The 22,932-nt window shown below is 54.1% G+C and carries 13 protein-coding genes; 10 read left to right on the top strand and 3 right to left on the bottom strand.

From position 1 onward, the window contains the following. Positions 1-2 precede the first annotated feature (2 nt). From ppsA to prpF, 8 genes are all read left to right on the top strand, one after another. A complete protein-coding gene (gene ppsA, locus Q4551_RS01860; protein WP_303431453.1) occupies positions 3-2,372 on the top strand; it encodes a phosphoenolpyruvate synthase in 2,370 nt (789 codons plus the stop codon). Between the two features lie 80 nt (positions 2,373-2,452). Beyond that, positions 2,453-3,481 (top strand): alpha/beta fold hydrolase, encoded by a 1,029-nt coding sequence (locus Q4551_RS01865; protein ID WP_303431455.1) that lies wholly within the window; start codon positions 2,453-2,455, stop codon positions 3,479-3,481. Positions 3,482-3,570: 89 nt separating this feature from the next. Then, entirely contained in the window at positions 3,571-4,074 is a 504-nt protein-coding gene (gene rraA, locus Q4551_RS01870) for a ribonuclease E activity regulator RraA (RefSeq protein ID WP_303431456.1), read from the top strand. A 914-nt stretch (positions 4,075-4,988) separates the two neighbouring features. After that, positions 4,989-5,687, top strand: coding sequence for a GntR family transcriptional regulator (locus Q4551_RS01875; protein WP_368501352.1), 699 nt, complete (start codon positions 4,989-4,991; stop codon positions 5,685-5,687). Further along, complete coding sequence (gene prpB, locus Q4551_RS01880) at positions 5,687-6,568, top strand: methylisocitrate lyase (RefSeq protein WP_303431716.1); 882 nt, start codon at positions 5,687-5,689, stop codon at positions 6,566-6,568. Before Q4551_RS01875 ends, prpB begins: the two co-directional genes overlap by 1 nt. A 149-nt stretch (positions 6,569-6,717) precedes the next feature. Beyond that, on the top strand, positions 6,718-7,851 hold the full coding sequence (prpC, locus tag Q4551_RS01885) for a 2-methylcitrate synthase (protein ID WP_303431458.1): 1,134 nt from the start codon (positions 6,718-6,720) through the stop codon (positions 7,849-7,851). A gap of 179 nt (positions 7,852-8,030) precedes the next feature. After that, positions 8,031-10,649, top strand: coding sequence for a Fe/S-dependent 2-methylisocitrate dehydratase AcnD (acnD, locus tag Q4551_RS01890; RefSeq protein WP_303431460.1), 2,619 nt, complete (start codon positions 8,031-8,033; stop codon positions 10,647-10,649). A 127-nt stretch (positions 10,650-10,776) separates the two neighbouring features. Continuing rightward, complete coding sequence (prpF, locus tag Q4551_RS01895) at positions 10,777-11,955, top strand: 2-methylaconitate cis-trans isomerase PrpF (protein ID WP_303431461.1); 1,179 nt, start codon at positions 10,777-10,779, stop codon at positions 11,953-11,955. Between the two features lie 131 nt (positions 11,956-12,086). Here the strand turns inward: prpF and Q4551_RS01900 are convergent, their stop codons facing one another. From Q4551_RS01900 to rne, 3 genes are all read right to left on the bottom strand, one after another. Beyond that, positions 12,087-15,590: a transporter substrate-binding domain-containing protein gene (locus Q4551_RS01900; RefSeq protein ID WP_303431462.1), complete on the bottom strand. Its 3,504-nt coding sequence runs from the start codon at positions 15,588-15,590 to the stop codon at positions 12,087-12,089. Further along, entirely contained in the window at positions 15,571-16,617 is a 1,047-nt protein-coding gene (locus Q4551_RS01905; protein WP_303431463.1) for an HD domain-containing phosphohydrolase, read from the bottom strand. The genes Q4551_RS01900 and Q4551_RS01905 overlap by 20 nt, the downstream gene beginning before the upstream one ends. A 272-nt stretch (positions 16,618-16,889) precedes the next feature. Further along, entirely contained in the window at positions 16,890-20,543 is a 3,654-nt protein-coding gene (rne, locus tag Q4551_RS01910; protein ID WP_303431464.1) for a ribonuclease E, read from the bottom strand. 759 nt (positions 20,544-21,302) lie between these two features. On the opposite strand from rne, the gene Q4551_RS01915 reads away from it, so the two are divergent. After that, on the top strand, positions 21,303-22,271 hold the full coding sequence (locus Q4551_RS01915; protein ID WP_303431465.1) for an RluA family pseudouridine synthase: 969 nt from the start codon (positions 21,303-21,305) through the stop codon (positions 22,269-22,271). Continuing rightward, positions 22,261-22,929, top strand: coding sequence for an HAD family hydrolase (locus Q4551_RS01920; protein WP_303431466.1), 669 nt, complete (start codon positions 22,261-22,263; stop codon positions 22,927-22,929). Before Q4551_RS01915 ends, Q4551_RS01920 begins: the two co-directional genes overlap by 11 nt. Positions 22,930-22,932: the final 3 nt, after the last annotated feature.

Raw genomic sequence — 22,932 nt, forward strand, 5'->3', positions numbered from 1 at the left:
CATTGACTGACTATGTACTTTGGTTTGATCAGGTAGGTATGGCAGATGTGGACCGGGTTGGTGGCAAAAATGCCTCGCTCGGAGAAATGATCAGCCACCTGGCCAGTTCTGGCGTTACCGTGCCGGGTGGTTTTGCCACCAGTGCCGACGCCTATCGGGAATTTCTTTCCTATCAGGGACTGGATGATCGTATCAATGCCGCATTGTCCGATCTGGATGTGGATGATGTACGGGCACTGGCAGAAACCGGTGCTGCCATTCGTAGCTGGATTCTGGCGGCGCCGTTACCACCGGCGCTGGAGTCTGCTATCCGGACAGCGTACGACACGCTGCAAGGCGATAATGACCAGATAGCGGCTGCAGTGCGCTCGTCGGCCACAGCAGAAGACCTGCCAGACGCCTCCTTTGCTGGTCAGCAGGAAACCCATCTGAATATCGTGGGGATTGATAACGTTCTGCATGCGGTTCGGGATGTCTTTGCCTCATTGTTTAATGACCGGGCGATTGCCTACCGGGTACATCAGGGCTTTGATCACAGCGCGATTGCCCTGTCGGCCGGTGTGCAGCGCATGGTGCGCAGCGAGACCGCCAGCAGTGGTGTGATGTTCTCGATTGATACCGAGTCCGGTTTTGATCAGGTGGTGTTTATTACTGCATCATACGGCCTCGGTGAAACCGTGGTGCAAGGGGCAGTAAACCCGGATGAGTTCTACATCCACAAGCACAATCTGCGTGAAGGCCGTCCCTCTATATTACGTCGCAATCTCGGTGCCAAAGCCATCAAGATGGTATACAACGCTTCGGCCAGTGTTGGCCAGTCAGTTGAAACCTTGCGGGTGGATCGTGAGTTGCGGCAGCAGTTTTCCATTACCGATACCGAAGCCGAAGCACTGGCACGCATGGCGCTGACCATCGAAGAGCACTATGGCCGGCCGATGGATATCGAATGGGCCAAGGATGGGGATGACGGCAAGTTGTACGTGGTGCAGGCGCGACCGGAAACGGTCAAGAGCCGCACCAGCAAAACCGTGATGGAGCGCTACCTGCTGAAAGAAACCGGCACGGTGCTGGCCGAAGGACGCAGTATTGGCCACCGGATTGGCTCCGGGCCGGTTCGGGTCCTGAACGATATCGACGATATGGATCAGATCCGGGAAGGGGATGTACTGGTTGCCGATATGACCGACCCGGATTGGGAACCGATCATGAAACGCTCGTCAGCCATTGTTACCAACCGGGGTGGGCGGACTTGCCATGCCGCGATTATTGCGCGTGAACTGGGCATTCCGGCGGTGGTCGGTTGTGAAGACGCTACCGAGCGACTGAAAGATGGCCAGCCGGTCACGGTATCCTGTGCCGAGGGCGATACAGGTTATGTTTACGATGGCGCACTGGATTTTGATATCCGCACCAACAGCGTGGACTCAATGCCGGAGCTGCCGTTCAAAATCATGATGAACGTAGGCAATCCCGACCGGGCCTTTGATTTCCAGGAGCTGCCAAACGCCGGGGTTGGTCTGGCGCGGCTGGAATTTATTATCAATCGCATGATCGGTGTGCACCCCAAGGCCTTGCTGAATTTCGACAACCTGCCCGAAGACCTCAAGCCTACGGTACAACGCCGTTTTGCCGGCTATCCGGGGCCGGTCGACTTTTACGTCGAAAAGCTGGTGGAAGGGATTTCAACACTGGCCGCCGCGTTCTGGCCCAAGCGGGTAATCGTGCGCTTGTCAGACTTCAAATCAAACGAGTACGCCAACCTGATTGGTGGCCGTTTGTACGAGCCGGAAGAAGAAAACCCGATGCTGGGCTTTCGTGGTGCTTCCCGTTATATCTCGAAAAATTTCCGCGATTGTTTTGAGCTGGAATGCCGGGCCATGCACAAGGTGCGGGATGAGATGGGCTTTACCAATGTCGAGATCATGGTGCCCTTTGTGCGCACCCCTGGTGAAGCGGAGCAAGTCGTTAACTTGTTGAAAGACAACGGCCTGGAGCGCGGCAAGAACGGCCTCAAGCTGATTATGATGTGTGAGCTGCCGGCCAATGCCATTCTCGCCGACGAGTTTTTACAGCACTTTGATGGTTTCTCGATCGGTTCCAATGATTTGACCCAGCTGACACTCGGACTGGATCGGGATTCCGGTATTATTGCCCATCTGTTTGATGAGCGTAATCCGGCGATCAAGGTGCTGCTGGAAAAGGCCATTCAGGCATGTAAACGACAAGGTAAATACGTGGGTATTTGTGGCCAGGGGCCATCAGATCATCCGGATTTTGCCCGCTGGTTGATGGAACATGGCATCGACAGCGTGTCGTTGAACCCGGACTCTGTTATGGATACCTGGTTCTTCCTCGCGGACAAGTCACATTAATGTCCAAACAGGCTGCCATTCTTATCTTACCGCAATGAGTACCCGGTCGCTGGTGATCGGAGCTTTGGAGATATTCCCGCATGAAAAGCAGCAGTGCGCTGTTTCCGGTAACCCTGGCCAGGGCTGATAACCTGGCCGGTTTTACCGATGATGTTTATCTGGTCAAGCACAACCTTGATCAGGATCGCAGTGTCGAAGTGGCGGTAACACACCTGTCCCCCGGCAGTTATGAAACATCTCCAGACCGTGATGGCCGTCGTCCACCGGTTGTGCTGCTGCATGGCTCGTTTACCAATCGCAGTTTCTGGCTGACCGCCGATGGTGACGGCCTGGCTGCCTGGCTGGTGCGGCAGGGGTTTGATGTCTGGTTGATGGAGCAGCGGGGCCATGGATTGTCGCCACGCAATATCGAATACACGGACAATACGGCGCAACAGTACGCCTGTTACGATGTGCCCGCCGTCAATGATTTTGTCTGTGAAAAAACCGGAGAATACCCGGCCTGGATCGGACACTCCTTGGGTGGAGTGGTGCTGGCAACTGCGATTGCAGCGGCCAAGTTACACCCGGACAACTGCGCCGGTGTGGTGTCGTTTGGTGCCCAGGTGCTGAAACGCCCCTGGTATTTGTGGATGCCATTAGGGGCATTAAGTTTACGGACGCTGATGTCCATCAAGGGTGAGCTGGACGGTCTCAAGGTCGGCATTGGCCCCGAAAATGAACCGGCCGGTATCGTGAATGAATACCTGGCACGACAGGCTATTTTTGGCAAATGGCAACTGACAGCAGCCAAACAACCATTGTTGCCCGCCTGGCGACAGGCCAGGGTGCCGTTGCGCATGTTTGCCGGTGTCGCTGATCGTGTTGATCCGCTCACCTGCTGCCGTCGTTTTTACGAACACTACGGTTCCGACGCAGGCGTGGAAGTGCCCAAATCCATGACGGTGCTGGGTACCGATAGCGGTTTTAGTGAAGATTATGATCACTCCGGCATGGTCAACAGCCCGACAGCCTGTCATGAAGTCTGGCCATTGGTGGGCGACTGGCTGGGTAATCTGCATGCCTTGCCGGGGAATCCAGTCGTTAATCACTCGTTATTACTTGAATGATTCTTGCTTGCTATCAGCCCAAAGTGGTCTGGACGACAGTGCCCTGTATGGTGTTTGATAGCCAACACACTTAACAGGAGACCACTTGTATGACTGATTATCTGACCCCCGATCTGTGCGATGAATATCCTGAACTGATCGAAGTGGTTGAACCTATGTTCAACAATTATGGCGGCCATGACAGCTTTGGTGGCGAGATTGTGACCATCAAAGCCTTTGAGGATAACTCCAAGGTCCGTGAGCTGGTAGCCACTGACGGCAAGGGCAAGGTACTGGTTGTCGACGGTGGTGGTTCACTACGCCACGCCATGCTGGGTGATATGCTGGCAGAAAAAGCCGCTAACAACGGCTGGGAAGGCATTATTATTAATGGCTGTATTCGTGATGTTGATGCCATTATGGAAACCGCATTGGGTGTTCAGGCATTGGCGACCCATCCACTCAAAACCGACAAGCGTGGCCTGGGTGATGTGAACGTTGAGGTCAAATTTGGCGGCGTTGTATTCAAACCCGGCTGCTTTGTCTATGCCGATAACAACGGCATTATTGTTTCTCCCAAAGCATTGTCGATGCCAGCTGAAGATGCCAGCTGAATAAGTACCCTGATGACTGGGAAATCAGTCGCCTCCGCTGCGTGGCCCGGCTTGGCCGGGGCATGCAGGTTGGGGCATGAGGTTGGGAGAAAGAAGAGTGGGTAGAGGGAGAGAGAGGCTGGAAGTGTGGAGCTGTCGAGCGTACGAATAAACACTAATAAATTAATAAACTAATAAAAAGTACAGCCTGAATTCAGCGTATCAATAAATCATTGCTGGCAAATCCTGGCGACTGCAAATAAATAATCATGCAATAAAAACAATCAATATCTGGTGCTGATGCATGCCGGTTTTCTGGCGTTCTGCAAAAATCACAATATCAGAACCGGGTACAGGATTAATGTTGGTTTTATTTGGTATTCATAAAATATCATCAATGGAGATAATATGTTTCGTGAGCTATAGGGGGCATCTATTTAATCCGGTAGCCCAGAGTGAGCACCGGATTAAATAGATGTCCCCTTTACCTTAAAGGCAGCAAGACTGATGAGATTTTGTCGATTGCTGAAATAAAGCGTATATCTGTTGACCCCGAATAAAGAGCGTATTCAAACCCCAGTGTAAGGCTGTTCAGTGTTCTGGGTCAGTCACTGGTCGCGCTACCCATCCAGATACGCGTCGATGCTGCCACTCAAAATGGATGCTCAACTGCAACAGCGTGAGGTTCCAGTTCTGCCTCTTGATTTCTATCCGCCGCTGCTGCCCCATCATGCCGTCAGCACACGTTGCAGTCGATGTGGCGCGATAAGCAAGTGGAGCCTGGCGACAAGGTGACACCAAACGGGTCATCGTCACCGATTGCATACAAAATCGTTTTCTGAACAAATATTCTGGCCTTTTTTTAGCCAGATTCTGCATCTTCGTATACAATATTAGCCTAAAGTCTATTGTTAATCTCCTTCAAGGGCCTTATTGTGAGCACATCCCAATCGATTGTAGACAATCTGATGGCAGACCCTCAAACACTCGCAGATAAGGTTTTTTCAGAACTCACCACCGCCATTGTGCGGGGAGAGCTGAAGCCGGGTGTACGAGTGTCGGAGCAAATGCTGGTGCAGAAGTACGGCGGTAGCCGTGCGCCGATGCGTGAAGCCATTCAGAAACTGGAAGCCCGGCACCTGGTTGTGCGTATTCCCCATGCCGGAGCCCGGGTGGTGTCGTTATCGTTGGCGGAGCTGCGCGATATCTATGAAGTCCGGGTTGAACTGGAAAGCATGGCTTGCCGTCTCGCCGCCGAGCGGATGACGGACGACGAAATTGCTGAGTTACAAACCTTGCTGAATGAACATGCGGCATCGATTGAGGCTGAGCAAGGGCAGAGTTATTACCAGAAAGCCGGTGATCTCGACCTGCATTACCGGCTGATTCGTGGCAGCAAGAATGAACGCTTGCAGCAAATGTTATACGGCGAGTTGTATCACCTGGTGCGTATGTACCGCTATCAAACCAGTACCAGTACCGAGCGCCCATTACAGGCTCTGCAGGAACACCAACGTATCGTTGAAGCCATCGCAGCACGTGATGCCGAGTTGGCTGAACTGTTGATGCGACGTCATATCCAGACGTCGCTTCTTAATCTTGAACGACTTATGGCAGAAGAGGAGGGTCAATGATGACTCCAGGACAAAAATTTCGTCAGGCACTGGCGGAAAACAAACCATTACAGATTGTGGGCACCATCAATGCTTATAGCGCCATGATGGCTGAACGTATCGGACACAAGGCAATTTACCTGTCCGGTGGTGGTGTGGCGAATGCCTCTTATGGTCTGCCAGATCTGGGTATGACGTCGCTGAACGACGTGATCGCCGATGTTAGCCGTATTACGGCAGCCTCTTCTTTGCCATTGCTGGTGGATATTGATACCGGTTGGGGTGGCGCGTTTAACATTGCCCGCACTATCCAGCAGATGGAAAAAGCCGGTGCCGCTGCGGTTCACCTGGAAGACCAGGTAGCCCAGAAACGTTGTGGTCATCGTCCGAACAAGGAAATTGTTTCGGTTGAAGAAATGACCGACCGTATCCGTGCGGCGGTTGATGCCCGTACCGATCCTGATTTCTTCATCATGGCCCGTACCGATGCCTTTGCCCAGGAAGGTCTGGAAGCGGCGCTGGAACGTGCCAAAGCCTATGTGGCTGCGGGTGCGGATGGCATTTTTGCGGAAGCAATCAAAACCGAAGAACATTACCGTGCCTTCTCTGAAGCGCTGGGTGATGTGCCAGTACTGGCGAACATTACCGAGTTCGGTCAAACCGAATTGTGGAACCGTGAGCAGCTGGGTGAATGGGGCGCTGCCATGGTGCTGTACCCACTGAGTGCGTTCCGTGCCATGAACAAGGCAGCAGAAACGGTATATACCAGCATCCTTGAAAACGGTGATCAGCGCGCAGTTGTCGACATGATGCAGACCCGTATGGATCTTTACTCTTACTTGAACTACCACGATTTTGAACAGAAGCTGGACCAGCTGTTCTCTGAAGGTAAAAACAAGTAAGCCTCCGGCTGACCCAATAATAACACCAGATCTACACCTGTACGTATCGCGTTACTGCGGCCACAACACAACGGATATTGGCTGTTGGCGCGATACGGCATACCACCGCTACAGGTGTGGCAACTGACCAGTTTCGATGGAGCATAATGATGGCTGAAGCAAAAAAACTGAGTGGCGCAGGCTTGCGCGGACAATCTGCCGGTGAAACGGCACTGTGTACCGTAGGTAAAAGCGGTGCCGGTCTGACCTACCGTGGTTACGATATCAAGGAATTGGCCGACAAGGCCCAGTTTGAAGAAGTCGCTTATTTGTTGCTGTACGGCAAATTGCCTAATCAGGCAGAGCTGGACGGTTACAAAGCCAAATTGAAAAGCCTGCGTGGCTTGCCCGACGCCTTGAAAACCGTACTGGAACAGATTCCAGCTGACGCTCACCCAATGGATGTGATGCGGACCGGTTGTTCGATGCTGGGTAATCTGGAAACCGAAACCGATTTTTCCCAGGCCCACGACAGCATTGATCGCATGCTGGCGGTTTTCCCTGGCATGATCAACTACTGGTACAACTTTACCCATAACGATGGTTTGCGTATCGAGGTAGAGACCGAGGCCGACAGCATTGGTGAACAGTTCCTGTGGACCCTGCACAACAAAAAACCTGATCCAATGCATGTGGATGTGATGCACGCGTCACTGATCGTGTATGCAGAACACGAATTTAATGCTTCGACGTTTACTGCCCGCGTGTGTGCTTCCACCCTGAGCGATATTCACAGCTGTGTGACCGCTGCCATTGGTTCCCTGCGTGGGCCACTGCATGGTGGTGCCAACGAAGCGGCCATGGACATGATCGAGCAATGGCGTTCAGCCGATGAAGCAGAAGAAGCCATCATGGGTATGCTGGCGCGCAAAGACAAGATCATGGGCTTTGGTCACGCGATTTACAGAGAGTGTGACCCGCGTAATGCCATCATCAAGGAATGGTCACAAAAACTGGCTGAACTGGTCAATGACAAGCATCTGTACGCTGTTTCCGAGCGTGTTGAAGCGGTGATGTGGCGCGAGAAAAAACTGTTCTGCAACGCGGATTTCTTCCACGCCTCGGCTTACAGCTTTATGGGTATCCCAACCAAGTTGTTTACACCTATCTTTGTGTGTTCACGGGCTTCTGGCTGGTGTGCTCATGTTATGGAACAGCGTGCCAACAACCGGATTATCCGTCCATCTGCAGACTACTCCGGCCCGGAAAGCGCCGAATGGGTTGATATATCTGAACGCAGTTGATTGTTGTGATGAGCAGGTGATGGATGCTGGCCATAGAGCTGTCCATTCGCCACAAGCCGGGTGCCTGAAACCAGTGTGTTGAAGGCACCTGACGTGTTGGGCCAAGCAATGCTGCTGCCTGAAGTCACAACCAAATTACAACAACCGGTTGTTGTCCGACAGCCGGAAGAGAGAACACCATGAATACTGAATTCCGTAAAAACCTGCCTGGTACCGACCTCGATTATTTCGATACTCGTGCAGCTGTTGATGCGATCCAGCCTGGGGCCTATGCCAAGCTGCCGTACACTTCCCGCGTGTTGGCGGAACAACTGGTTCGTCGCTGCGACCCTGCCGACCTGACCGCTTCCCTGACACAGCTGATCGAACGCAAGCGTGACCTGGATTTTCCATGGTACCCGGCACGGGTCGTGTGTCACGATATTCTCGGTCAGACGGCGCTGGTCGACCTGGCGGGTTTGCGTGATGCCATTGCTGACCAGGGAGGCGACCCGGCCAAAGTGAATCCGGTTGTGCCAACCCAGTTGATTGTTGACCACTCGCTGGCAGTTGAAGCCGCAGGTTTTGACCCGGATGCCTTCGAGAAAAACCGGGCGATTGAAGATCGTCGTAACGCTGACCGCTTCCACTTTATTGAGTGGACCAAAACCGCTTTCAAAAACGTCGATGTGATCCCGGCCGGTAACGGCATCATGCACCAGATCAATCTGGAAAAGATGTCGCCAGTGATCCAGGCCCGCGAAGATGACAACGGCAAGCTGGTGGCTTTCCCGGATACCTGTGTCGGGACCGATTCCCACACACCACACGTGGATGCGCTGGGCGTTATCGCGATTGGTGTTGGTGGTCTGGAAGCCGAAACCGTGATGCTGGGCTTGCCATCCATGATGCGCCTGCCAGACATTACCGGGGTTGAGCTGATTGGCAAACGTCAGCCCGGGATTACCGCTACCGATATTGTTCTGGCGTTAACCGAATTCCTGCGCAAGGAACGGGTAGTCGGTGCCTATGTTGAGTTCTTCGGTGCTGGTGCCGCCAGCCTGTCCATTGGTGACCGTGCCACGATCTCTAACATGTGTCCTGAGTTTGGTGCCACCGCTGCGATGTTCTACATCGATTCCCAAACCATTGATTACCTGAAACTGACCGGGCGTGAGCCTGAGCAAGTCGCACTGGTTGAGCAATACGCCAAAGAGACCGGCTTGTGGGCGGATGCGCTGGTCGACGCTGAATACGAGCGCGTGCTGCAGTTTGATTTGTCCTCTGTGGTTCGTAACATGGCTGGCCCGTCCAACCCGCATCGTCGTTTGCCAACCTCGGATCTGACCGAACGCGGTATCGCCGATGAAGGCAAACTGGCTGCTGGCAAGCAGGAAGAAGCCGATGGCCTGATGCCGGATGGCGCGGTGATTATTGCGGCGATTACTTCGTGTACCAATACATCGAACCCTCGCAACGTGGTTGCAGCGGCATTGTTGGCGAAAAAAGCCAATGAATTGGGCCTGACTCGCAAACCCTGGGTGAAAAGCTCGTTTGCACCAGGTTCCAAGGTTGCCAAACTGTATCTGGAAGAAGCTGGCCTGCTGACTGAGCTGGAAAAACTCGGCTTCGGTATCGTGGCTTATGCCTGCACGACCTGTAACGGCATGTCGGGTGCACTGGACCCAGCGATTCAGCAAGAAATTATCGACCGTGACCTGTACGCCACCGCAGTACTGTCGGGTAACCGTAACTTTGATGGTCGTATCCATCCGTATGCCAAGCAGGCTTTCCTGGCGTCACCACCACTGGTTGTGGCCTATGCGATTGCCGGTACGGTGCGTTTTGATATCGAGCACGATGCCCTGGCCGTGGTTGATGGCAAGGAAATTACCCTGAAAGACCTGTGGCCATCAGATGAAGAAATTGATGCCATCGTTGCCTCCGCAGTTAAGCCGGAGCAGTTCAAGCAAGTCTATATCCCGATGTTTGATCTGGGTGAAATCGAACAAGCCGAGAGCCCACTGTACGACTGGCGTCCAATGTCGACCTATATCCGTCGTCCTCCTTATTGGGAAGGTGCCCTGGCGGGTGAACGCAGCATGAAAGACATGCGTCCTCTGGCGGTGCTGGGTGACAACATCACTACCGACCACCTGTCGCCATCCAATGCGATTCAGGCACACAGTGCGGCCGGTGAATACTGCGCCAAAATGGGCTTGCCGGAAGAAGACTTCAACAGCTATGCAACGCACCGAGGCGATCACCTGACGGCGCAGCGTGCGACATTCGCCAACCCGAAATTGCTGAACGAAATGTGTCGTGACGAGCAGGGTGACGTGATTCAGGGGTCTCTGGCGCGGGTTGAGCCGGAAGGCGAACAAATGCGTATGTGGGAAGCGATTGAAACCTACATGAACCGCAAACAGCCGCTGATTATTGTGGCGGGTGCTGATTATGGTCAGGGTTCTTCCCGTGACTGGGCCGCCAAAGGCGTTCGTCTGGCAGGCGTGGAAGTGATCGTCGCGGAAGGTTTCGAGCGTATTCACCGGACCAACCTGGTGGGTATGGGAGTATTACCGGTGGAATTCAAGCCGGGTACCACTCGTCTGACCCTGGGTCTGGATGGCACCGAAACCTACACCATTAAAGGCGATATTTCTCCACGCAGTGAGCTGATCCTTGAAGTGACTCGCCGTAGTGGTGAGGTGGTTGAGGTACCGGTGACCTGTCGTCTGGATACCGCAACGGAAGTACGTGTTTATAACGCCGGTGGCGTATTGCAAATGTTTGCCAAGGACTTCCTCGGACAGGAATAAGCGGCAAACTCCGTAGCCGCTGGTTGCCCCTGAAAACAAGAGGCCGCCAGCGGTTCGTTTTGTCCAGAACCGATTTATAGACATGGCCGGTGCCTGTTTCCCGGTACCGGCTCATCAAGGAGACCATATGGCCCACGTTCCTCAAATTAAAATTCCGGCGACCTATATTCGTGGTGGGACATCAAAAGGTGTGTTTTTTCGCCGCCAGGATTTACCGCCTGCCGCTCAGGAGCCGGGTGAAGCCCGTGACAAGATTCTGCAGCGTGTGATTGGCAGCCCGGATCCTTACGGTCAGCAGATCGATGGTATGGGGGGCGCTACCTCCAGCACCTCGAAAACCGTTATCGTGGATAAAAGCACCCAGCCAGACCATGATGTGGATTATTTGTTTGGTCAGGTAGCCATCAATAAAGCATTTGTCGACTGGTCGGGTAACTGTGGCAACCTGACGGCAGCGGTGGGTGCCTTTGCCATTATGTCCGGTTTTGTGGATGCCGGGCGGATTCCGGAAAACGGCGTCTGTACGGTACGTATCTGGCAGAAAAACATCAGTAAAACCATTATTGCCCATGTGCCCATCACGGCGGGAGAAGTACAGGAAACCGGTGACTTTGAGCTGGATGGAGTGACCTTCCCGGCGGCAGAAGTCGAAGTGGAGTTCATGGATCCGGCCGATGGCGAAGGCTCGATGTTCCCAACCGGCAACCTGGTCGACGACCTGGAAGTACCGGGTATCGGAACCTTCAAGGCAACCATGATCAATGCCGGTATTCCGACCATTTTTGTCAATGCTGCGGATATTGGTTACACCGGTACCGAGTTGCAAAAAGACATCAACAGCGATGCTGAAGCACTGGCACGTTTTGAAACCATGCGGGCCTGGGGTGCGGTCAAAATGGGATTGATTAACGATATCTCAGAAGCAGCCGCTCGCCAGCACACTCCCAAAATTGCATTTGTGGCCCCTGCGACAGCGTATGTCTCGTCCAGTGGCAAGCAGATTGAGGCCGACGCCATTGATGTCTGTGTCCGTGCCTTGTCGATGGGTAAATTGCACCATGCCATGATGGGAACGGCATCGGTGGCCATTGCTACTGCGGCGGCAGTGCCCGGCACGCTGGTGAATCTGGCAGCCGGTGGTGTCGAGCGTGACGCGGTTATTTTTGGGCACCCGTCCGGTACCTTGCGAGTCGGTGCTGCGGCAGAGCTGGTGGATGGTGAATGGCGTGCCCAAAAGGCCGTGATGAGTCGTTCCGCTCGCGTATTGATGGAAGGTTTTGTCCGTATCCCCGGGGATACGTTTTAGCTGCCGGGCAGGCCATTAAAGCCTGCCGGGTTTGTAGCTGAAGACAGCAGGAGTCCCTGTGACCTGCGTTCACGATGCTCCTCGCGGAACGCAGTTTTTTGCCCCCGGTCTTAGCCAGGCCGGGGGCATTTTTATGGCTGGTCGGTACTGGCCAGCAGGCTTTGATATTTGCTCATCAGGTTTTCGATCAACACAATGTCGAAGGTATCGATGGCGGCGAGCAGATTGCTGGCAATTTCAGTCAGTGAGGTGATGCCTTCTGCGGTCGATAACTGCTGCAATGCCTGGGCAAACTGGCCGATGTCTTTCAGGTTGTGGGTATGACGGGCCTGCTCGTAAAGCGGCATCAATTGGTCCTTGAGGCTCACCAGTACGCTGCTGTCGGGAGGGTTCGACAAGGGTAAGGGTGTGGTATCGGTGGTGGTATTGGCTGTTGCCGGTGTGTCCGGGCGGTTGTTTTCGTCTCTGGTGGCGAGGAACTGCTTCAGCGTCTTGATCAGTTCACGCTGCAAGACCGGTTTTTGCAAATGGGCGTCAAAGCGTTGCAAATCCGGTGCAGATTCTCCCCCTTGTAATACCGACGCTGTCAGTGCAACCACCGGCAGGCCCGGGTAACGCTTGTGCAGGATTCGGGTGGCTTCATAGCCGTCCATTACCGGCATGCGGATATCCATCAACACCAGATCCGGCGGTGACAAGGCGACGGCATCGAGGGCTTCCTGGCCGTTGGCTGCGGTGAGAATCTGGATCTGTGAGTGCTCAAAAATACGGGCAATCAGTTCGCGGTTATTGTCTATGTCATCAACCACCAGAATGCTGCAGGGTTCAAAATCATCGATCCGGAGGCGACCAAGGTTTTGTCCCGGCTCTGTCCGGTCAGCGGTTTCAACTGATGCGATGTCGATACCAACCAGTTTGAGGGTAAATGTTGATCCCTGGCCGGGGCTGCTGGTGACGGAGATGCTCCCTCCCATACGTTCAATCAGGCGTTGGGATATGGCCAGCCCCAGCCCGGTGCCACCGGCGTGGCGGCTGTCGAGTTGTTCAAACTCGGTGAAAATGGCCTGAATCTGGTCCGGCTCAATGCCTATGCCGGTATCACTGATGGTGATTTCAAGGTCGACCTTGCTGAGGTGATCGTCGATGTGCAAGGTGCGTGAGGTGAGTGTGATGGCACCCTGATGGGTGAACTTGACGGCATTACCCACCAGATTGATCAGGATTTGTCGCAGGCGGACATCGTCGAGTAATAAAAAAAGCGGTAATCGGGTATCGGTGTTGACGACCAGATTCAGTCCCTTGGTGGTGACTGCGAGAGAGAAAAACTGGGCGATTTCATCAATCAGAACATTCACATTGGTGGGCGCCTTGGTTATCGCCATCTTGCCGGATTCGATTTTCGACAGATCCAGAATGTCATTGATCAGTTGCAGCAATGAGCTGCTGGCTTTGTGTACGGTGTCGACATAAGAGCGCAGGCGAGGCTGGTCGAGCTGCTCACTCAACAGCTCGGTAAAGCCGATAATTGCGTTCATGGGGGTGCGGATTTCATGGCTCATATTGGCGAGAAATTCCGACTTGGCGCGGTTGGCGACTTCGGCCTTGTCGCGGGCGCGGGCCAGTTCAGCGGTGAGCCGTTTCTGCTCTGAAATATCTTTCAGTACGGCATAAATGGCTGGCTGGCCTTCGTAGTGAATGCGCGTCAGGGAAATATCAAGCCAGCGTTGGGTACCATCCTGACGGCGAATCATCAGTTCCAGGTGAAAGGTGCCATTGTTGAGACAGGTCGCAAAGGCCTGGGTGATCACCTCTTCAGACTCGCGGCCATCGGGCTGGGTTAATGGCGTGGCATTGGCGAGTGTCATGCCGTCGATATTGTGGCCGTTGCGATAACCCAGCAGCCGTTCGGTGGCGTGGTTATGGGCGATACACTGGCCAAACTGAAAGATCAGATTGCCTTCGGTGGCTTCCTTGAACAGGGTTTTGAAGTTGTCACGTTCGGTTTGCAAGGCCTGCTCGGTCTGTTTGCGCTGCTCGACTTCCTTGCTCAGGCGGCGGTTCCAGTAAATGCTGATAATGATGTAGAGGATGAAAACGGCAACAACACTGGCAACCAGCTGATAGTTGATGCGTTCGGCAAACTGGATATTTGACCATTGGTTGAGAACGGACAGCCGGTCGGCATCACTGAGTTTGATTCCGGTGGCCAAGATAGCCGACATCAACTCTGGTGACTGGCGATTTACCATAATGGCGGGTTGAATTGTCACGCTGGTTTTACCCACCACTTTGAGATGACGGAAGTTCTCCAGCCGCAGCAGGTGATTGGCTTGTATCAGAGGCATGGTCACGGCGTCGAGTTGCCCGGCTTCGAGCATGTCCAGCAGCTGGGTAGGGGAGTCGATATGGGTCAGCAATAAACCGGGAATCCGCTTGCCCAACAGTTGGTCAAAACTGGCAGATGCCAGTATTCCTACTCGCAAGCGGCTGAGCTGCTGTTCGTCATCGATAAACGCCGCATCCTCGGTCATCAGAATAACGACCGGAGTTTCCAGTAGCGTTGCGACCGCTCGATAGTCGTCATTGAGTGCAGAATCGTTGAGATCGCAGATAATGATATCGGCATGATGGTCGGAGGGATTGGGCGCAAAGCGAATATCCAGAGCCTTGCCGACCCGGCTGAAATATTCACCCGCGATGCCACCGATTTGTTCTCCTTCGGTGATCACCAGAGGAGGCAGGAAGTGGGCATCAACAGTGACTTGCGGGTGCTGCTGTAGCCATTCGATTTCATGGCGCGACAATAATAGCTGATGATTGCTGCTTGGGTGGTCAGGCAACCAGGTTTGTGACAGGGCACTGATATCTGCAGCGGATATTTCCAGCAACGCCTTGTCGATAATACCTTGCAGGATTGGCTGTGAACGAGGCACGGCCATATGCAGGTTCACGGCATCATAAGGCACCAGTGGCTTGATATTGATGATGCCCTGACGGCTGAGTTTGTAATGCATTACCGCGTAGATATCGATCAGCAAGTCGGCCTGGCCTTCCAGTATCATGCGGATGGCTTCATCCAGATTGGATACGGTGAGAATGGTGAGGTCGGGGTAAAGAGCCCGGATGCTTTCATCCAGAGCGAAGTCGGCAGGCATGACCAGACGCTGTTTCATCAGCATCTCTTTGCTGGCGCCCACCAGATCGCTGTGACCAAAAAAATACTCACTTAAACGCAGGTAAGGCTTGGTGAAGTGCAAATATTCTTGCCGTGCAGGGGTGTGGACCAGGGAAGGCAAGATCAGAATCTCGCCGGAACGGGCATCACGCAGCAAGCTGGACCAGTCATCGATACGATAATCGGGCTGGATGCCGACTGAGGCCAGAATATTGCTGATCAGGCGTTGGGAAATGCCATCTGGATTGCCGTTGTAGTCTACAAAGTCAAAAGGGGCCCAGTTACGCTCGACCGCCACCGTGACGGTGGGGTGGGCATCGATCCAGGCTTGTTCTTCCGGAGTGAGTTCGAATCCGGCCACGACCGTTGAGGACAGTAATAGCGTCAACAGCAGGAGCAGGGTTCTGCTGTTCCTGAGCCAGCTGGCTTGTTGCCAGTGGCTACACTTCTGCAAGCGCAATGAATTGATCCAGGTTGTCCCGAAACAGCTCGACCAGATAAGGGTCAAAATGGGTGCCGCTGTTATTGATAATGTAGGCGGTGGTGTCTGCCATGGTCCAGGCCGGTTTGTAGATGCGCTGGTGGGACAGGGCGTCGAAGACGTCGGCCAGAGCCACAATGCGGCCATAGATATGAATATCATGGCCTTTGAGGCCCAGCGGGTAGCCGCTGCCATCCCAGCGTTCATGATGTTGCCAGGCGATGGTATCCGCAGCCTTGAGAATACGACGGGGCGAGTTCTTGAGGAAATTATGGGCACAGGTGGTGTGGGTTTTCATGGTGTCGTATTCCTCTGCCGTCAGTTTTCCGGGCTTGTGAAGAATCGCTTCAGGCACAAAGACCTTGCCAATATCGTGCATCGGGGAAGCGTGGAAGATGATGACGGCATCTTCTTCGGTCAGGCTGTTGTGCAGCTGTGCCAGCAGTTGCGAGTATTCGGCCACACGTTTGATATGGCGGCCGGTTTCATCGGAAGTGAACTCCATCAGCTCGGTGAGGATATGGATCATTTCCAGCTGGGTTTGCTCCAGCTCGGAGAGTAGGCGTTTTTCGGTCAGCTCTACTTTTTGACGCAGGCTGATATTGTGCTTTTGCAGCAGCGCTTTGGCAGTATGCAGCTCCAGATGAGTGCGCACCCGGGCGAGCAATTCGGCGGCATGAAAGGGTTTTATGATGTAGTCGACCCCTCCAAGCTCGAAGCCCTTGACCACTGAATCGACATCCGCCCGTGCGGTGAGAAAGATAATGGGGATGTCCCGATGCTTGAGGTCTTTGCGGATGCGTGTGCAGACATCAAAGCCATCCAGATCGGGCATCATGACATCGAGTAAAATCAGGTCAAAAGACTGGGTTCGCAATAAAGCGAGGGCATCGTTACCCGACATGGCGTAAGACAGTTCGTAGTTGTCTTCACGCAGGATATTCATGGCGACCTGAATGTTGTTGGCGACGTCATCGACAACCAGGATACGTGAAGGCTGATCCACAGGTTCCTCTACCTCGTCCTTATCTGAACATCGTTTAAAACTAGCACGTAGCGGGGCAGGAGAGAATGTTATTGGTCGAAATCTTGGTTGCTATTGGACATATCGGCAAGATTGGCGCAGTTGTGTCCGAATTCGTGTGGTTGCACTGGCTTGGCTGGAGAGGGAGTATCGATTGATGGTGAAATTCAAAAGGCCTGCACGATGGCAGGCCTTTTGAGTAGAAAGCCAGCGGACTTTGGGGAGTCCGCCTGTTTTCGTCTATTGTCCAGAAATCAGGAGGATTTCGGATCTTTGCTGGTTGCGGTGTCGTCAGTGGCGGTTGTTTCCGCCGGTGTGACTGCAACCTTGCTGTCAGCTGCTGTGTCGTTGGTTTCGGTCGTGGTTTCTGCGACAGGTTTGGCTGGTGCAGGATCATCGACTGTCACTTCAGCTTCTGTTTTTACTTCGGCTTCTGTTTTTACTTCAGCTTCTGTTTTTACTTCGGCTTCTGTTTTCACTTCAGCTTCTGTTTTTACTTCGGCCTCTGTTTTCACTTCAGCTTCTGTTTTTACTTCAGCTTCTTTAGCCTCAACAACCTCAGCGGCAGCGACTGGTTCAGCAGCAAGTACTGGTTCCTCTGCAGGCGTGGTGGCTGAAGTCTCTGTCGTGTCCAGCGGTTTGGCTGCTGTTTCTGACTCGGTTTTAACGTCACCCTGGTTGCGAGGATCATTCGGCGCACGGTAGTTTTGGCGACGGTTACGACGGCGGCGAGGTGCTGTCTGTTCCTTCGTGGTGTCTGCCGCTGGCGGTGTTTCCACTGCGACCGTCGCCTCTGCCGTGGCGGTTGTCTCGGTTGCTGGAGCAGTTTTGGCTTCCGTCACTTCGGCGGTCACGGTCTCGGTGACGGTTTCTTTGGCTTCTGTTTTGACTGGCTCTGGTTGCTCAGCAGTGTCAATCGGTGCCGGGGCGCTGGCTGTTGCCGGAGCCGGTTCCGGGGTTGCTGTTTCGGCTTTCGCGTTGTTATCCGGCTGCTCTGTTGCTGCAGATTCGGATGTGTTGTCGCGGTTTGAGCGATTACGGCTACGACGGCGACGGCGGGGACGGGTTTCTTCGGTCGTCTCTGCTTTTTCTGGCGTCGGGGCTGCTTCCGCTTGCGGAGCGGGTTCAGCTGCTGCGTCAGTGGCCGGGGTGTCCGTGGTCTCAGACGGCGTGGCAACCGCAGTGTCTGTTGCATCAGCGCTGGTATCGACAGCGGTGGCAGCAGCAGTAGCGGTCTTGTCGTCGGTAGCCGCAGTGGCTGCAACGTTACTCTCGGTCGCTGTGCTTTCTGTAACCTTGGTTTCAGCTTCAGCTTCAGCTTCTGGTGCCGTGGTTGCGGTAGCGGCGGTTTCGGTCGCTACCGTGTCAGCGCTTGCCGTTTCTACTGCTGTTGTGGTTTCTGTTGCTGTCGTTTCTGCTGCTTCAGTTTGGCGATCTTCATTACGGCTGCGACGACGACGACGTGAACGGCGTGGTGATTTTTCTTCACTGCCGGACTCATTGCTGCTGTCGGTTGCCGTGGTTGAGGAGCTGGCATTACGGCTCGCAGGTGCGATGGACTGCTTTTCTCCTTCTTCTGCACCTGGTTTTGGCGCTTCACGACGGAATTCACTGCTGCCACGACTGCGGTCACGACGTGGACGACGACGATTGTTCGACGAGGTCTCTGTTGTTGCCGAGCTGTTGGTTGTGTTGTTGTCGGTCGTTTCCTGCGGGGTGCTGGTGGCCTCTCTGGTGGCCTTGTCCGTTACCTGCTCGGATGTTTTTTCAATGTTTTTGTCGGTAACCGCGGTGTTGCTGCTGTCTTCCGGACGTTCGCGACGACGGTTACGGCTACGGCTGCGGTTGTTTTCCCGGTTGGATGAATCGTTGTCCGGGTTGCCGGACTGGCGTTCTTCGCGACGTGGGCGACTGGCTCGCTCTTCGTTGCGGTTGTTACGCGGCTTGTCGTTATCCGTTTGGCTGTCGTTGCTGTCGGTATTACCGGCGTTGTTGCGACGACGACGGCCACCATTACCGGAGCGTTCTTCGCTACGGGAGGACTCTGAACGGCGGCGATTGGTGCTGCTACTGCTGCGATTGGAGTTGGTCGCTACCGGTGTGGATGGCGTGGCTGCCGGTGCTGCTGTTTTGGCCGCCGGGCTGCTGGTAGTGCTACTGTTGCCGGAATCGCCACCAAACAGGCCAGACAGGAAAGACGCCACTTTCTCTATCATGCCCGGGTTGTTGTTGGCGGCAGGTGCGGCAGCAACCGGGGTGGCGGCTGGAGCTGCTGCAGCTGGTTCTGGTACAGCGGTGGTGGTTACTGGCTTGGCGTGAACCACACCTTTAACGGCTGCCTGTTGGGTTTTGGCTGTTTCTTTGAGATTGGTGTCGATGCCGTATTCCGGTTCGACTTCATCAAAGCGGTGCTCGTAGGAAACCTCTCCTACCAGGGTGTCATCTGGACGCAGGCGCAGGACTTCAAAATGCGGCGTGTCCATGTTCGGATTTGGCAAAACGACAACACGGTTACCGTGACGGCTTTCGATGGCGTCAATCAGTTTGCGTTTTTCGTTCAGCAAGAAGCTGGCGACCGATACCGGCACAATGGCACGTACCTGGCCAGTGTTTTCCTTGGCGGCTTCTTCTTCAATCAGGCGCAGAATGGACAGGCCAGTGGACTGGATGTCACGGATAACACCGGTGCCGTTACAGCGTGGGCAAACGTGGCCGCTGGTTTCTTCCAGTGACGGGCGCAGGCGCTGACGTGACATTTCCATCAAGCCAAAGCGGGAAATACGGCCAACCTGAACGCGGGCGCGATCCATTTCGAGGGCTTTTTTCAGGCGTGTTTCGACTTCACGCTGATGCTTGTTGGAGAGCATGTCGATAAAGTCGATAACAACCAGGCCACCCATGTCACGCAGACGCAGCTGGCGCGCAATTTCATCGGCAGCTTCGAGGTTGGTATTGAAGGCTGTGTCTTCAATATCGCTGCCTTTGGTGGCGCGTGAGGAGTTGATATCGATCGATACCAGTGCTTCGGTCGGGTCGATAACAATCGAGCCACCGGCAGGCAGCTTGACTTCACGCTGGAAGGCGCTTTCGATCTGGGTTTCGATCTGGTAACGGTTAAACAGCGGCACGCTGTCGTCGTAGCGCTTGAACTTGTTCTGATAGTGCGGCATGACTTGCTGCACAAAACCAAGGGCTTCGGCATAGGCGGCATCGGTGTCGATCAGCACTTCGCCTACGTCTTGACGCAGGTAGTCGCGAATCGCACGAATGATCACGTTGCTTTCTTGCAGCAGCAGGGCAGGGGCTTTGACTTCGTTGTAGGCGCGTTGAATGGCATCCCACAGTTGCACCAGGTAGTCGAGATCCCATTGCAGTTCCTGACCGCTGCGGCCAATACCGGCAGTACGGACGATCACGCCCATTTTGTCGGGAACCGTGACGTCTTTCATGGCTTCGCGCAGTTCGGTACGCTCATCCCCTTCGATACGGCGGGAAATACCACCGGCACGAGGATTGTTGGGCATCAATACCAGATAACGACCTGCCAGGCTGACCTGGGTCGTCAAGGCTGCACCTTTGTTGCCGCGTTCTTCTTTATCGACCTGGACGATGATTTCCTGGCCTTCACGCAGGACGTCCTTGATGTTGATACGGCCAGGGCCGGGATCGCGGGCAAAGTATTCTTTGGAGATTTCCTTTAACGGCAAAAAGCCGTGGCGCTCGGCACCAAAATCCACAAATGCTGCTTCAAGGCTGGGCTCTATTCGAGTGATCCGGCCTTTGTAGATGTTGGATTTTTTCTGTTCGCGAGCACCGGATTCAATGTCCAGATCGTAGAGTTTTTGGCCGTCTACCAGGGCTACGCGCAACTCTTCAGGTTGAGTCGCGTTAATCAGCATTCTTTTCATGCAGTACAAATTGCTCAGTAGGGCAACGTACTCTGATGGCAATTCCAGTCGTTGATATGACTGGCCAATACCAAAATTTTTATGGGTGCTTTGCTTTATCCTGCCAGCACCGCGCAATGACTGCCCGGTCTGTCTCAGTGTGTAAGCATAGGGGCCTTCGTTGAGGCTCCGACACGTCAGGTTGCTGTCTGTTGTCACTCTGGGCAGTTGGCCACGCTGCGGCAGGGGTATTAGCGCTGCGGGAGGTGGCTTGCATCAGAGTGTTGCCCGGACCGGTTTGTGGTCTGGTATCGGCAACACCGTCCATAATTTGATAATGCGAGATCGCCCGCAGGTCGCTGCGTGGTTTATCTCACCGGGCGGCGCCAATATGGTTGATCGTACAGGGCGAGGTTTGGCGGACGTTTTGTGTGTCCGGGGACTCTGCTGGCCGGGGCTGGGGCAAGTTGCCCGCAGCTATCTCACTGACCCGTCAAGTCCGACGCTCGTTTATACGACCTGTTATACTGGCAAGCCTGCCGTGTTAAATCTTGCGAAGAGTTTTGTTGCTGACTCTTCTTCTTCTATACTCGCCGCTTTCGATGTTGGCGATACTTGCATCGGTCAAAATGTTTGTGTAAGACCCGAATGCCGCTGGAATATAGCAACAAAGTATGAAGTCAGCAAAGTATTAGATTCTCTGTCGCGGTAATGTGACGCTCAATTCTCTTTAAATCCGGCGCTTGTTGCAGCAATCACGCCGGTGGTTACCCTGAATATATGGCAAAGTTTGAAATAGATACCACCAAGGTGTCGTTGCTGGAAGTGACGACGGATAACGATGGCCAGCGTGTCGATAATTTTTTGATGGCGGTGCTGGGAAAGGTACCGCGAGCGCTGGTGTATCGCATTATCCGCAAGGGCGAGGTCCGGGTTAACAAGGGAAGAGTAAAGGCCGATTCTCGTGTGGCCGCGGGTGATGTTGTACGTATTCCTCCGGTGCGTTTGCCCCAGGAACAGGCGGTTGGTCATGCTTCGGCAGATCTGCTGGCGGGGCTGAAAAAAGCCATTGTTTATGAAGACGATGCCCTGATTGCCATTAACAAGCCGCATGGTTTGGCGGTGCATGGCGGCAGTGGCGTCAATCTGGGCCTGATTGAAGCCATGCGGCAGTTGTATCCGGATCACAGCTTTCTGGAGCTGGTGCACCGGCTCGATCGGGATACGTCCGGCATTATCATGATTGCGCGCAAACGATCGGCGCTGGTAGCGTTGCAGAAAATGCTGGTGAACAAAGTCGGTATCCGGAAGCGTTATCTGGCTCTGGTGCACGGTCACTGGCCTTTGTCTGTTACTGAGGTGAAGGCACCGCTAAAAAAATCCGAGCGCCAGTCCGGTGAGCGCATTATGTTGGTGGATGCCGAAGGCAAGGCCTCGCATACCCGCTACCGGTTGTTGTCGAGCGGCCCGCATTATTCCTTGCTGGAAGCGGAACCTGTCACCGGTCGAACCCATCAGATTCGGGTTCATTGCCAGTTTCAGGGGTTTGCCATTGCCGGGGATGAAAAATATCGGGATCGTGCACAAGTGGCGATCGATCAGCAGCATGGAGTCAGGCGGTTGTTTTTACATGCCTTGCGACTGGAGTTTCGCCATCCATTAACCGGAGAGGCGTTGTCGCTGACCGCACCTCCGAATGCAGATTTTGAGCGACTACTTATAAAGGAAGGCTGTGGTTATGAGCTATGACCTCATTGTTTTTGATTGGGATGGTACGCTGGCTGATTCCACGGGGCGGATTGTGGACAGTATGCAGCGGGCAGGACGGATTATCGGCTTGCCTCCGGTCACGGATGCCCAGGTGCAGAATATTATTGGCCTGGGATTGCCTGAAGCCATTACAACACTATGGCCAGCTATTGATGAGCAGAACATGGCGGCGATGAAAGAATGTTACGCCCGTCATTTTGTCTCAGACAGCCCGGTGGCGATGGGGTTGTTTGCCGGGGCAGAAACGATGTTGGCGCGCTTGCAGGAGCAAGGCATATTGTTGGCCGTTGCGACAGGTAAAAGTCGGCGGGGGCTGGATCGTATTCTGGATGATCTGACGTTGCGGCACCGGTTTGCTGCCACCCGTTGTGCCGATGAAACCTGCTCCAAACCTGATCCGCTGATGCTGCAGGAAATTCTGGCGCAATTGAGAATTCCAGCATCGAGGGCGTTAATGGTAGGAGATACCACCTATGATCTTGATATGGCCAATGCTGCCGGAATGGCATGTGTGGCCATGAGTCACGGTGCTCACGATGAAGTGGCCTTGTCCGCTTGTCGGCCCTTGGTGATGTGTCATAACATCGCCGGGCTTGATGCCTGGCTTGCCCGGCATTTATCAACGGCTGGTAAATAAAGT

It is taken from the genome of Oceanobacter sp. 5_MG-2023 (assembly GCF_030548165.1).
Classification (GTDB): domain Bacteria; phylum Pseudomonadota; class Gammaproteobacteria; order Pseudomonadales; family Oceanobacteraceae; genus Oceanobacter.

Bases quoted from the DNA above. Each gene is read 5' to 3' on its own strand.
- rraA (WP_303431456.1), top strand. From the start codon at position 3,571: ATGACTGATTATCTGACCCCCGATCTGTGCGATGAATATCCTGAACTG.
- Q4551_RS01865 (WP_303431455.1), top strand. From the start codon at position 2,453: ATGAAAAGCAGCAGTGCGCTGTTTCCGGTAACCCTGGCCAGGGCTGAT.
- Q4551_RS01920 (WP_303431466.1), top strand. From the start codon at position 22,261: ATGAGCTATGACCTCATTGTTTTTGATTGGGATGGTACGCTGGCTGAT.
- rne (WP_303431464.1), bottom strand. From the start codon at position 20,543: ATGAAAAGAATGCTGATTAACGCGACTCAACCTGAAGAGTTGCGCGTA.
- prpB (WP_303431716.1), top strand. From the start codon at position 5,687: ATGACTCCAGGACAAAAATTTCGTCAGGCACTGGCGGAAAACAAACCA.
- acnD (WP_303431460.1), top strand. From the start codon at position 8,031: ATGAATACTGAATTCCGTAAAAACCTGCCTGGTACCGACCTCGATTAT.
- prpC (WP_303431458.1), top strand. From the start codon at position 6,718: ATGGCTGAAGCAAAAAAACTGAGTGGCGCAGGCTTGCGCGGACAATCT.
- Q4551_RS01915 (WP_303431465.1), top strand. From the start codon at position 21,303: ATGGCAAAGTTTGAAATAGATACCACCAAGGTGTCGTTGCTGGAAGTG.
- prpF (WP_303431461.1), top strand. From the start codon at position 10,777: ATGGCCCACGTTCCTCAAATTAAAATTCCGGCGACCTATATTCGTGGT.